Below are 12536 nucleotides of genomic sequence, written 5' to 3'. Positions count from 1 at the left end.
CGGACGGCCGCACCGCTCCGCTGTTCCAGCATGAGACCGGCGCAGGCGCGAGACGCGCCGACACCGTGCAACAGGAGATTTTCATGACCGATCCACGTCCGGCCAACGTGCCTTGGTTGACGCCCTACCTGGCCGTACGCAACGCGCGCGCGGCCATCGAGTTCTTCAAGGCCGCATTCGGCTTCACGGTACGCGACGTGCACGACGAGGACGGCGCGATCATGCACGTCGAGATGGCCTATCGCGGCCAGCTGATCGTGATGTTCGCGCCCGAAGGCGCGTTCGGCTCGCCCGCGCTCACGCCGAAGCGCGCGAACGCCACCGCGCCGCAATCGTTCTATCTGTATGTCGACGACGTCGACGCCACCTGGCAGCGCGCGCTCGATGCGGGCGCGAAATCGCTGAGCGCGCCGCAGGACCAGTTCTGGGGCGACCGGTTCGCGCAGATCGAGGATCTCGACGGCTACCGCTGGGCGCTCGGGTGCCGTCTCGACGCATGACCGAAACCGCTACACGCATGAATGAAGCCACCACCACCGCGGCCGTGCCGCGCTTTTTCGTCGACGCCGCGCTGCGCGCCGACGCCACGCTCGCATTGCCGGCCGACGTCGCCCGTCACGTGCAGGTGCTGCGCCTGCAGCCGGGCGACGTGCTCGCATTGTTCGACGGCACGGGCGGCCAGTACCGCGCACGGCTCGTCGAGGTCGACAAGCGCAGCGCGCTCGCGCAGGTCGATACGTTCGAGCCCGTCGAGGCCGAGCCGCCCTATCGCGTGACGCTCGCGCAGGGGATCGCCAGCGGCGACAAGATGGACTGGGTGATCGAGAAGGCGGTCGAGCTCGGCGTCGCGGCGGTCGTGCCGCTGTCGACCGCGCGCGGCGTCGTGAAGCTGTCCGGCGAACGCGCGGACAAGCGCGTCGCGCACTGGCGCGGCGTCGTGCGGGCGTCATGCGAACAGTGCGGGCGCAACCGTGTACCCGACGTCGCGCCGGTCGCCGGCTTCCGCGCGTGGCTCGATGCGCTGCCGGCCGCGCCGGCCGACGGCGAGCTGCGGCTGCTGCTGTCGCCGCGCGCGAGCATCCCGTTCGCGGCGCTGCCCGACGCGCCGCCCGCGGCGGCCGTCACGCTGCTGATCGGCCCCGAAGGCGGGCTGTCGCCCGACGAGGAAAATGCGGCCCGCGCTCGCGGGTTCACCGCGCTGTCGCTCGGGTCGCGCGTGCTGCGCACCGAGACGGCCGGCGCGGCCGTGCTCGCCGCGCTGGCGGCACGCTGGGGCGGGTGGTAAAGCGCGTCAGCGCGCCGCGTTCAGCGGCTCGACTCCGCGTCGTGCTTCGCGCGCCGCGCCATGCAGCCGAGCGCGAATCGCACACGCAAAAAAGCCCGCTCGAAGCGGGCTTGTGACCGAATCACCGAATCGGCCGCGCGGGCCGACCGTGCGCTTACGCGAACGAGTAGAACACGCGGAACGCGACCTTGCGCTCGGCCCAGAATTCGGCCGCCTCGCGGAACACGTCGAGCAGCGTTTCGCGCCCTTCCTTGTCGAATTTCTGCGCGATCGGCAGCCCTTCGAGGACGATCACGAAACCGGGCTGCGCGCCTGCCTTCGCGACGAGGTCGGTGAGGCAGTCGTACAGCGCGTCGTAGTTCTTCCCGAAATGCTTCGGAAACAGGAACGAGGTCGCGATCGTTTCCATCACTTCCTGCTTCGACTGCGCGGCGCCGCAATACGCATACAGGAAATGCTGGCCGAGCCGACCGGCTTCGTCGGCAAGATCCTGCACGCGGAACGCGCGGATCGACTGCACGAGATTGGGTCGCACGGTCGTGAAAAGGCTCATAGGCTCCTCGTTCGATGAAAGCCCGGGCTCGGCTTCCTGTTGCTCCGGCGTGCCGCCGGCCTGCGCCGCCGCGTGCAGCTGAATCACACGCTGAAACAGATTGCCGTCGCCGGCCGCGAACAGTTCCGCCGCCGCCGTATCGTGCGCGTAGATGGAGTCGCTCATGCCATTCGTCCCGAAGTCATTCAACAATACGTTTAAAACTGTTGTAGTGGTCGCCCGTGTAATAACAGTTGTCGATCCGGCGCAACGGCCCGCCACAGACGATCCGGCGCGCGCCGCGATTGCGCGCACGCGGTGTCGGCACCGTGTACTCATGGTAGTAGCCGCGCTTCGCCTTCGGCAGGATTCGCTCGCGATTGCCGAACACGACGCCGTCTTTCTCGTACGGATAGGGACCGCCGGCGCCGATCAGGCCCAGCGTGGTCACGGCCTCGCGCGGAAGACGGGCGGTCGGGATCGTATCGAGCCCGCTCGCGGCCACGTCGGCCGGAACGGCCTCCCGTGCGTAAGCGGCGGAAACCAGACTGCCCGTCGGCGTGCCGACGATACCCATCGCGAACATCGCGAAGACGGACGCGAGCGCGCCGTTGCGGAGCCACTTGCGTGCCATGAACCAGGGTTCCCGCTGTTAAATCAAGTAGTTGACGACCAACAAAGGCGTTAGCGTAGCGTTATTGGCCGCGCGAATCAATGTCCGTTTGGGAATCGAAAGCCTCACGACACGCGAGATTCCGTATTTCTTACCGAAATTGCACTACATTTATCTTACATGAGATAAAATGCGGGCGGCATCTCTCGCATGGCAAGACCCTGCCTCCTTGCCGCGCTCATTACCCGGCGTGGAGAGATGCTGCTGTTGCTTATGGGAAGCGCGGTTGCGCCCTACCCGCGGCGTGCCCCTTGCGGGCACGCCTCTTTTTGCCTTTGTTTACAATTTCGCCCGACGCGCGGCGCCGCTTCGACCGGCGCCGCGTGCTCGTTCCGGCTCAGCGCGCGGCGTTGACGTCGGCGACCAGCAGCGCCGCCATGTTGACGATGCGACGAACGGTCGCCGATTCGGTCAGCACGTGCACCGGCTCCGCGGCGCCCAGCAGGATCGGCCCGATCGCGATATTGTTGCCCGCGGCCGTCTTCAGCAGGTTGTACGCGATGTTCGCCGCGTCGATGTTCGGCAGGATCAGCAGGTTCGCGTCGCCCTCCAGCGTCGATTCCGGCAGGATTTCCTTGCGCAGCGCGGCGTCGAGCGCGACGTCGCCATGCATTTCGCCGTCCACCTTCAGATCCGGCGCGGTTTCCTGCAGGATCGCGAGCGTATCGCGCATCTTCTTCGCCGAAGGGGCATTGCTCGTGCCGAAATTCGAATGCGACAGCAGCGCGACCTTCGGCTCGATGCCGAAGCGGCGCACTTCTTCCGCGGCCATGATCGTGATCTCGGCCAGCTCTTCCGGGGTCGGATCGACGTTCACGTGCGTATCCACGAGGAAAATCTGGCGGCCAGGCAGCACGAGGCCGTTCATCGCCGCGTACACGCTGCAGCCCGGACGCTTGCCGATCACCTGGTCGATGAAGTGCAAGTGGCGGTGCGTGGTGCTGATCGTGCCGCAGATCATTCCGTCCGCTTCGCCTTTCTTCACCAGCATGGAGCCGATCAGCGTCGTGCGGCGGCGCATTTCGACGCGCGCGAGCTGCTCGCTGATGCCCTTGCGCGCCATCATCTTGTGGTACGTCTGCCAGAAGTCGCGGTAGCGCTCGTCGTGCTCGGTGTTGACGACCGTGAAATCGGTGCCGGGCGTGAGGCGCAGGCCGTAGCGCTGAATGCGATGCTCGATCACCGACGGGCGGCCGATCAGGATCGGCTTCGCGAGTTTTTCGTCGACGATGATCTGAACGGCGCGCAACACGCGCTCTTCCTCGCCTTCCGCGAACACGACGCGCTTTTTCTCTTCCGGCGCGGCGCGCGCGATCTGGAAGATCGGCTTCATCGTCGTGCCGCTGTGATACACGAACTGCTGCAGATGCTGCTTGTACGCGTCCATGTCCTCGATCGGGCGCGTCGCGACGCCGCCGTCCATCGCGGCCTGCGCGACGGCCGGCGCGATCTTCACGATCAGGCGCGGATCGAACGGCTTCGGAATCAGGTATTCGGGCCCGAACGACAGATCCTGGATGCCGTACGCGGTCGCGACGATGTCGCTCTGCTCGTGCTGCGCGAGTTCGGCGATCGCATTGACGGCCGCGATCTCCATTTCACGCGTGATCGTCGTCGCGCCGACGTCGAGCGCGCCGCGGAAGATGAACGGGAAGCACAGGACGTTGTTGACCTGGTTCGGGTAGTCGGTGCGGCCGGTCGCGAGAATCGCGTCGGGGCGCACTTCGAGCGCCGCTTCCGGCAGGATTTCCGGCGTCGGGTTCGCGAGCGCGAGGATCAGCGGGCGCTCGGCCATGCCCTTCACCATCTCCTGCTTCAACACGCCGGCGGCCGACAGGCCGAGGAAGATGTCCGCGCCGTCGATCACTTCGGCGAGCGTACGGGCGTCGGTTTCGCGCGCGAAACGCTCCTTGTCCGGGTCCATCAGCTCGGTGCGGCCCTTGTAGACCACGCCGGCCAGGTCGGTCACCGTGATGTTCTCGAGCGGCAGGCCGATGTCGACCAGCAGGTCCAGACACGCGAGCGCGGCCGCGCCCGCGCCGGATGCGACCAGCTTGACCTTCTTGATGTCCTTGTTGACGACCTTCAGCCCGTTCGTGACGGCCGCGGCCACGACGATCGCGGTGCCGTGCTGGTCGTCGTGGAACACCGGGATCTTCATCCGCTTGCGCGCTTCGCGCTCGACGATGAAGCAGTCCGGCGCCTTGATGTCTTCGAGGTTGATCCCGCCGAAGGTCGGCTCCAGCGCGGCGATCACGTCGACGAGCTTGTGCGGGTCCGACTCGTTCAGCTCGATGTCGAACACGTCGATGCCCGCGAACTTCTTGAACAGCACGGCCTTGCCTTCCATCACCGGCTTCGACGCGAGCGGGCCGATGTTGCCGAGACCGAGCACCGCCGTGCCGTTCGTCACGACGCCGACCAGGTTGCTGCGCGCGGTGAAGCGCGCGGCGTTCAGCGGATTCTCGACGATCTCCTCGCACGCGAACGCCACGCCCGGCGAATACGCGAGCGCGAGGTCGCGCTGGTTGATCATCTGCTTGGTCGGGGCGATCGCGATTTTGCCGGGGGTCGGAAATTCGTGATAGTCGAGCGCGGCTTCGCGGAGCTTGGCTTTGGAGGAGGCTTGGGTAGACATGTGTCTCGTGACGGGCGGATTAGAATAACTGTTCGACGGCATTGTAGCGCCAATCATCGGCCGCCAGACCGGCGATTCGGGTGCGACAGCCGCGACAAAAATGAACTGGATGGTACAGGCGCGCCGCCGCCCGCCTCGTACAATGCCGCTCCTTCAACCGTTTCGGATCGCCCGCCGTGCCAGCCGCCCTCTCCGAGTTTTCGCTGATCGAACGCTTCTTCACGCGCCGCGCCGCGCAGGGCGCCCGCGCGTCGACGCTCGGCATCGGCGACGATTGCGCCCTGATCGCGCCCCGATCCGGGAAATTGCTGGCCATTTCGACGGACATGCTGGTGGAAGGCCGCCACTTCTTCGCCGACGTCGCGCCGGACGCGCTCGGCCACAAGACGCTCGCGGTCAATCTGTCGGACCTCGCGGCAATGGGCGCCGAGCCGCGCGCCTTCACGCTCGCCTGCGCGCTACCGCGCGCCGACGCGGCGTGGCTCGAGGCGTTCAGCGACGGCCTGTTCGCGCTGGCCGAGCGATACGGCTGCGAACTGATCGGCGGCGACACGACGAGCGGGCCGCTGAACCTGTGCGTGACCGTGTTCGGCGAAGTCGCGCCCGACGCGGCGCTGCGGCGCGATGCCGCGCGCGACGGCGACGACGTATGGGTGTCCGGCACGCTCGGCGATGCGCGCGCGGGGCTCGGCGTCGCCCGCGGCGAATGGACGGCCGGCGCGGATGAAGCCGCCGCATTCCGGCACGCGCTGGAGCGCCCCGAGCCGCGCGTCGCGCTCGGCCTGGCGCTCGCGGGCGTCGCGCACGCGGCGCTCGATCTCTCCGACGGCCTCGCCGGCGATCTCCAGCACATCCTGACGCGCTCGAACGTGCGCGCCGAGATCGACGCCGACGCGGTGCCGCGCTCGGCCGCGCTCGCGACGCTGCCGGCCGACGCGCAGCGCCGCTGCACGCTGGCCGGCGGCGACGACTACGAACTGTGCTTCACGGCGCCGCTCGCCGCCCGCGCGGCGGTCGAAGCGGCGGGCGCCGCGGCCGGCGTGCCGGTCACGCGAATCGGTACAATACGCGCGTTGTCCGCGCCGTCGGCGCAACCCGCCATCGCGTGGCGCGACGCCGCCGGCGCGCCCCTCGCTCTCACGTTGCACGGTTTCGACCACTTCCATGCAGACTGATCCGACGCCCGCGCACGCCGCGGCCGAGCCCGGCGCCGCGCCGCCCGCGCCGACCCGCACGACGGCCCGCTTCATGCTGTCGCACCCGGCGCACATCGTGTCGCTCGGCTTCGGCAGCGGGCTCGCGCCGATCATGCCCGGCACCTTCGGCTCGCTGTTCGGCTGGCTCACGTTCGTCGTGCTCAACCGCTACCTGACGGTGCCCGAGTGGTGGGCGCTGATCGCCGTCGGCTTCGTGGCGGGCGCCTGGGTCACCGGTTTCACCGCGAGGAAGGCCGGTGTGGCCGATCCGGGCGCCATCGTCTGGGACGAGATCGTCGCGATCTGGCTCGTGATGCTGTTCGTCACGCCCGCGACCTTCGTCGGCCAGCTGTGGGCGTTCGTCGCGTTCCGCTTCTTCGACATGCTCAAGCCGCCGCCGATCCGCTACTTCGACCGCCGCCTGAAAGGCGGGCTCGGCATCATGGTCGACAATCTCGTCGCCGCGTTCATGACGCTGCTCGTGATCGCCCTGTGGCGCTCCGTCGCCGGCTGACCGATTTCCCGACTTCCGTTTCCCGACGCGCATGCCAACCGATTCCGTCGTCCATCAGCTTGCGATCCGCGCAGGCAACAAGCTGCGTGACGAGCACCTGACGCTCGCCACCGCCGAATCCTGCACCGGCGGCCTGATCGCCGCGGCAATCACCGACATTTCCGGCAGCAGCCAGTGGTTCGAGCGCGGCTTCGTCACGTATTCGAACCAGGCCAAGATCGAGATGATCGGCGTGCCGTCCGACCTGATCGACAAGCACGGCGCCGTCAGCGAGCCCGTCGCGCGTGCGATGGCCGAAGGCGCGCTGCGCAACAGCCGCGCGCAGGTCGCGCTGTCCGTCACCGGCATCGCGGGCCCGGGCGGCGGCAGCGAGAAGAAGCCGGTCGGCACCGTATCGTTCGGCTGGAGCAACCGGCTGCATACCGACGTCGAAACGCTCGTGTTCAAGGGCGACCGCGAACAGATCCGCACGCAGGCGGCCGCGCATGCGCTGCGCGGGCTGCTCAAGCTGCTCGACGAACGCGAACGCTGATCGGGCGGGGCGCGCGTGACGCGCCCTGCTCGCTTACTGGATCGCGTCGGGTTTCACGACGATCCAGTTCTTGTCCGCCGTCACCGGCAGGCCGAGCGCCTTCTGCTTCGCGGCCGATTCGTCCGACCACGCGCGGATCTGCGCCATCTGCTTGTCCTTCTTGTTGACCCACACGCGCACGCCGCCGCGCGCGACGTCGGTCGCGTTCAGCAGCATGTAGCCGTCGGACGTCGGCGTGTCGCCCGCGACGAGCACCGGCTTCTTCCACTGGTCGATCCACCCGACGATCGAACCGAGCTTGCCTTCGTACCACGTCATCGGGTTCATCAGGAACGGCGTGATCACGAGATTGCGGTTCGCGGCCTCGTCGTACTTGCCGGCCTTGATCTGCAGCCGCGACGTCGTCAGCGCGCCCGTCGCGGGGTTGCGCAGCAGCGTCGTCACGCCGATCACGTTCTGCGGCTTCACGTTGTAGCCGTACTTCGGGTCCGACAGCACGAGCCGCGCGAGCTCCTCGTGGGCCGCCGTCATCACGTAGACGTCGATGCCGTTTTCGCGCAGCGCGTTGTACAGCTCCTGCATCCCGCGGAAGAAGCGCGGCGGATTCACCGTGCCGTCCACCACCTTGTCGCCCTGCCAGTAACGGATCGGGATCGGCTTGCCGTCGGCGAGCATCGCGTCGATATGGCGCTTCAGGTCGGCGAGCGACTGCCCGGCGAACGCCTGCGCGATCCACGGATAGCAGACCAGATCGTCGATCTCGCAGAGCCGGTAGTAGTAGCTCGTCAGCGATTCCTGGTAGTCGGCGGAATCCTTGAACGGGATCAGTTTCAGCGACGGGTCGAGCGAATCGCGCGTCAGCACGCCGCGGTTCTCGAGATACGGCAGCAGCGCTTCCTCGAGGTCGTAGCGGTAGGTCGTGTTGTCGGCATCGAACACCGCGTAGTCGCCGCGGTTCGCGTGCGCGGCGATCATCGCGTTCAGCGCCTTCGCGCTGTCGGCCGGCCAGTGCGACAGATCCGCCGCATGGGCGAACGTCATGCACAGCGACGCGGCGAACGCGCTCAGCAGACGGCGGGACAGCTTGGGCATGGCGTCGCTCCTTTTCTTGACATTTTTGTGACGGATCGGTGACAAGCAGCAGCATCGCGCGACTAAATTGCGCGCATGCCATACGGAAGCGACGGGAAGTTGTTCGCGTGCGCCAGAACGGCGATCACGCGATGAAAGCGCGCGGCCCGCGAACGCGGGGCCGGCGATGCGAGGCCGCCCGACCGGGCGGCCCGTATTTCAGCGATGCGCGTTGATCGTGTCGCGCGTCTTCTGCGCGGCGAGCGCGGCGGCTTCGGCGAAATCCTCGCCCTTGCTCGCGTACAGGATCGCCCGCGACGAGTTGATCATCATCCCGGTGCCGTCGGCCGTGCGGCCCGCGTTGACGGTCGCCTGCACGTCGCCGCCCTGCGCGCCGATGCCGGGGATCAGGAGCGGCATGTCGCCGACGATTCCGCGCACGACCTCGATTTCCTTCGGGAACGTCGCGCCGACCACGAGGCCGAGCTGGCCGTTCTTCGCGTTCCACTTGTTCGCCGCGAGATCGGCCACGACCTGATACAGCGGCCGCCCGTTCGTATCGAGGAACTGCAGGTCCGAGCCGCCCGGGTTCGACGTGCGGCACAGCACGATCACGCCCTTGCCTTCATGCTCGAAGTACGGCTCGACCGAGTCGTAGCCCATGTACGGGTTCACCGTGACGGCATCGGCGCGATAGCGCTCGAACGCTTCGCGCGCGTACTGCTCGGCCGTGCTGCCGATGTCGCCGCGCTTCGCGTCGAGGATCACGGGCAGGCCCGGATGCTGGAGATGGATATGCGCGATCAGCCGCTCGAGCTGGTCTTCGGCGCGATGCGCGGCGAAATACGCGATCTGCGGCTTGAACGCGCTCGCGTACTGCGCGGTCGCATCGACGATCTGCCGGCAGAATTCGAAGATCGCGTCGGGCTGGCCGTCGAACTGCACGGGAAAGCGCGACGGCTCGGGATCGAGGCCGACGCACAGCAGCGAATTCGTGCGCTGCCACGCGGCGCGCAGCGATTCAATGAAAGTAAGCGGGGAAGACATGGCGGATACTCGCGGCAGACCGTTGGTAGACCGCGTATTTTACCCGTGTCGCCGGCGTCCCTCGCGCGTCGCGGCATTGCTGCGCGCATCGGTGCGCCCGACGGTGAACGCGAAACGCCGCGTCAGCCGCTCGCCGGGCGCGAGCAGCGTCATCCCGTGCGCGGTCGCGCCGCCCGGCAGGTTCACCGCGTTGATCGGATGGTCGACCGGCTCGAAGCAGAAGAAATCCTCGCCGGGCGGCGTATAGAGCACGTACGCGTCGGCGTCGGCCGCGACGGTCAGCGACAGCCGGCGGCGCGGCCAGCTCACCGTCGCGTGACCGCCCCAGCCGGTGAACGCGTGATTGACGAGCGCGGCCGGCAGCGGATACGCGACGCCGAACTGCCAGGCCGGCGGCACGCTGACGTGCCGCACCGGCAGGAAATCGGCGCCCGACAGCCACAGCCCGCCCGCCGCCGCGGCGAGTTCCGTCACCGCATCGCGCACGAGGAACGGATGCACGCCGAGCCCGAACGGCAGCCGCGTGCGCCCCGCGTTCTCGATCGTCAGCGCGATCGACAGCGTCGCATCGTCGAGTTCGAACGACTGGATCGCGCGGAACGCGTACGGCGCGCCGGCGGCATGGTCGAGCGACAGTTGCAGCGACGCGTCGGTCGCATCGTCCACCTGCCACGGCGCGAGCCAGCCGTCGCCGTGAATCGGCAGCGGCTCGTCGCGGCGGTTGCGCGGCACGGCGACCTTGCGCCCGTCGCATTCGAAGCGCCCGTCGCCGATCCGGTTCGAGTACGGCAGCAGCGGATAGCACGCGAGCTCGTTCGGGTCCGTCGCCGTCTCAGGGTGCTCGCACCGGCGGAACACCGGCATCAGCGCGCCGTTCTCGCCGCGCCAGTCGAAGCGCGCGATGCCGCCGCCGAGGTGCGGCAGCACGTCGAGCCGCAGCGACGCATTCGACAGCGTGACGACCGCCGCGGGCGCGGCGCCGACGCCCTGCGCGAACACGGCCGTCTGCGGGCCGGGGCTGACCGGCTGGGCGGCGGCGGCCAGGCGCGCGCGGCGCGACTGGCTGGTGGACGACGATGCGCGCGAGGACGTGGCGGTCATGGTGAGCTCCTTTCCTTCGTCGAAGAAACGATGCGGGTCGTGCGAGCGGTCAGGCCCAGCCGCCGTCGACGATCACGTCCTGCGCGGTGATCATCCGGCTGTCGTCGGCCGCGAGAAACAGCGCCATCCGGGCGAGGTCGTCCGGCAGCAATTCGGCGTCGATGCACTGGCCGGCCTTGATCGCCGCGCGGCCCGCGTCGTCGAGCCACAGCCGGCGCTGCTTGTCGGTCATCACCCAGCCGGGCACCAGCGAATTCACGCGGATGCCGAACGGGCCGAGATCGCGCGCGAGGCCGCGCGTCAGGCCCTGGACGGCCGCCTTCGCCATCACGTAGACGGGATAGCCGCCGTTCTTCAGCATCCAGCTGATCGAGCCGAGATTGACGATCGAGCCGCCGCCCTGCCGCTTCATGTCGTCGATCACCGCCTGCGCGGCGAAGAACTGGTGACGCAGGTTCACCGCGATGCCGGCATCGAACGACGCGGGCGTCACGTCGCCGATCGCATGGCGTGCGTCGTTCGCCGCGTTGTTCACGAGCACCGCGATCGCGCCGATGCGCGCGCGGATCGCGTCGATCGCGCGGCGCAGCGCGTCGACGTCGGTCAGGTCGCAGGACAGGAACAGCGGCGCGTGGCGCCCGTGCGCGAGGCGTTCGGCGAGCGCGGCGCCGGCCGCCGCGTCGAGGTCGACGAACGCGACGCGCGCGCCCTGTTCGGCGAAGTGCTCGACGAACGACGCGCCGATGCCGGTCGCGCCGCCCGTGATCAGCACCGCGCGATCCTCGAGGCTCGGGTAGCGCGCATAGCGCGCGTCGCTCGCCGCCGCGGGCGTGCCCTGCGCGGATGTGTCGATGGTCATGCGGATCGTCTCCGTGGAAGCAGGTCGGGTCAGTCGCGTACGCCGCGGTTCTTCAGCTGGTCGAGCAGCACGGCCGCGAGCAGGATCGCGCCGCGCACCAGGTACTGGTAAAACGCGTCGATGTTCAGCAGGTTCATCACGTTCTCGACGGTGCCCATGATCAGCACGCCGATCACGACGCCCGAGATCGTCGCGCGGCCGCCCATCAGCGACACGCCGCCGAGCACGCATGCGGAGATCACGTTCAGCTCGAAGCCCTGCGCGGCGTTCGGCTGGCCCGACGTGATGCGCGACGCGAGAATCACGCCCGCGAGCGCGGTCACCGCGCCCTGGATCAGGAAGATGTACACGCGCGTGCGTTCGACGTTGATCCCCGCGAGCCGCGACGCTTCCGGGTTGCCGCCGATCGCGAGCGTGTTGCGGCCATAGACGGTCTGGTTCAGCAGCACGCCGAACCCGATGAAGCACAGCAGCGTGACCCAGATCGGCAGCGACACGCCGAACATCGACAGCCCGCCGAGCGCGATGAACGTATCCGACGACACGCCGACCGCCTGCCCCTTCGACACGATGAAGCCGAGCCCGCGCACGATCTCCATCGTCGCGAGCGTCGTGATCAGCGCGTTGATGCGCAGGTACGCGATCACCGCGCCGTTCACGAAGCCGATCGCCGCGCCGGCCGCGACCGCCGCGACGATCGCGACGAACGTGTTGTCGGTCGCGTTCAGCACCATCGCGCACAGCACGCCCGAGAACGCGACGGTCGAGCCGATCGACAGGTCGAAGTCGCGCGACGCGAGACAGAACATCATCGTGCACGCGACCATGCCGATCTGCGAGATCGACAGCGCGAGGCCGAGCATGTTGTCGATCGAGAAGAAGTGATCGACGGTCAGCGACATCGTGATGAACATCACCGCGAAGATCGCGATCAGGCTGTATTCGGTCAGATGCTGCCACCACTTCTGGCGGTCGCTCTGCTGCGGCACCAGCGCATCGGCCGGCGGCTTCACGGCGGCGCTGGCAAGGTTTTCGTTGGCTTGCATGGTGTGTCTCCTGCTCCTGCATCGCGCGGCCCGCGCCGCGCG

The 12536-nt window shown here is 68.2% G+C and carries 13 protein-coding genes; 5 read left to right on the top strand and 8 right to left on the bottom strand.

Annotation, left to right across the window (positions count from 1 at the left end; translation table 11 throughout):
- Positions 1–83: 83 nt before the first annotated feature.
- Together QZM72_RS10140 and QZM72_RS10135 are read left to right on the top strand one after the other, a co-directional pair.
- A complete protein-coding gene (locus QZM72_RS10140) occupies positions 84–500 on the top strand; it encodes a glyoxalase/bleomycin resistance/extradiol dioxygenase family protein (RefSeq protein ID WP_069616776.1) in 417 nt (138 codons plus the stop codon).
- Between the two features lie 17 nt (positions 501–517).
- Entirely contained in the window at positions 518–1285 is a 768-nt protein-coding gene (locus QZM72_RS10135) for a 16S rRNA (uracil(1498)-N(3))-methyltransferase (RefSeq protein WP_301737989.1), read from the top strand.
- Positions 1286–1439: 154 nt separating this feature from the next.
- On the opposite strand, the gene QZM72_RS10130 is transcribed toward QZM72_RS10135, so the two are convergent.
- The 3 genes from QZM72_RS10130 to QZM72_RS10120 all read right to left on the bottom strand — a co-directional run bounded on the left by QZM72_RS10130 (position 1440) and on the right by QZM72_RS10120 (position 5170).
- Positions 1440–2003, bottom strand: a complete 564-nt coding sequence (locus QZM72_RS10130) for a barstar family protein (protein ID WP_006476945.1) — start codon at positions 2001–2003, stop codon at positions 1440–1442.
- A gap of 16 nt (positions 2004–2019) precedes the next feature.
- Complete coding sequence (locus QZM72_RS10125; RefSeq protein ID WP_031398890.1) at positions 2020–2451, bottom strand: ribonuclease domain-containing protein; 432 nt, start codon at positions 2449–2451, stop codon at positions 2020–2022.
- 376 nt (positions 2452–2827) lie between these two features.
- Positions 2828–5170 carry an NADP-dependent malic enzyme gene (locus tag QZM72_RS10120; RefSeq protein ID WP_367620028.1) on the bottom strand — a complete coding sequence of 781 codons (2343 nt, stop codon included), beginning with the start codon at positions 5168–5170 and terminating at the stop codon, positions 2828–2830.
- A gap of 134 nt (positions 5171–5304) precedes the next feature.
- On the opposite strand from QZM72_RS10120, the gene thiL reads away from it, so the two are divergent.
- The 3 genes from thiL to QZM72_RS10105 are packed head-to-tail and all read left to right on the top strand — an operon-like array spanning position 5305 to position 7370.
- Positions 5305–6303, top strand: a complete 999-nt coding sequence (gene thiL, locus QZM72_RS10115) for a thiamine-phosphate kinase (RefSeq protein WP_089466651.1) — start codon at positions 5305–5307, stop codon at positions 6301–6303.
- Positions 6293–6838, top strand: a complete 546-nt coding sequence (locus QZM72_RS10110; protein WP_089466650.1) for a phosphatidylglycerophosphatase A — start codon at positions 6293–6295, stop codon at positions 6836–6838. The genes thiL and QZM72_RS10110 overlap by 11 nt, the downstream gene beginning before the upstream one ends.
- Positions 6839–6869: 31 nt before the next feature.
- Positions 6870–7370, top strand: a complete 501-nt coding sequence (locus tag QZM72_RS10105; protein ID WP_089466649.1) for a CinA family protein — start codon at positions 6870–6872, stop codon at positions 7368–7370.
- Positions 7371–7403: 33 nt separating this feature from the next.
- Here the strand turns inward: QZM72_RS10105 and QZM72_RS10100 are convergent, their stop codons facing one another.
- From QZM72_RS10100 to araH, 5 genes are all read right to left on the bottom strand, one after another.
- Positions 7404–8462 carry a phosphorylcholine phosphatase gene (locus QZM72_RS10100; protein WP_089466648.1) on the bottom strand — a complete coding sequence of 353 codons (1059 nt, stop codon included), beginning with the start codon at positions 8460–8462 and terminating at the stop codon, positions 7404–7406.
- Positions 8463–8660: 198 nt separating this feature from the next.
- Positions 8661–9488: an orotidine-5'-phosphate decarboxylase gene (gene pyrF, locus QZM72_RS10095; protein ID WP_089466647.1), complete on the bottom strand. Its 828-nt coding sequence runs from the start codon at positions 9486–9488 to the stop codon at positions 8661–8663.
- A gap of 39 nt (positions 9489–9527) precedes the next feature.
- Positions 9528–10589, bottom strand: a complete 1062-nt coding sequence (locus QZM72_RS10090; RefSeq protein ID WP_089466646.1) for an aldose 1-epimerase — start codon at positions 10587–10589, stop codon at positions 9528–9530.
- Positions 10590–10638: 49 nt separating this feature from the next.
- Positions 10639–11448, bottom strand: coding sequence for an SDR family NAD(P)-dependent oxidoreductase (locus QZM72_RS10085; protein ID WP_089466645.1), 810 nt, complete (start codon positions 11446–11448; stop codon positions 10639–10641).
- 29 nt (positions 11449–11477) lie between these two features.
- Positions 11478–12494: an L-arabinose ABC transporter permease AraH gene (araH, locus tag QZM72_RS10080; RefSeq protein WP_301737987.1), complete on the bottom strand. Its 1017-nt coding sequence runs from the start codon at positions 12492–12494 to the stop codon at positions 11478–11480.
- Positions 12495–12536 lie beyond the last annotated feature (42 nt).

The sequence above is a fragment of the Burkholderia sp. AU45388 genome (assembly GCF_030481585.1).
Classification (GTDB): domain Bacteria; phylum Pseudomonadota; class Gammaproteobacteria; order Burkholderiales; family Burkholderiaceae; genus Burkholderia; species Burkholderia sola.
This window is presented reverse-complemented; position numbering and strand designations above follow the sequence as displayed.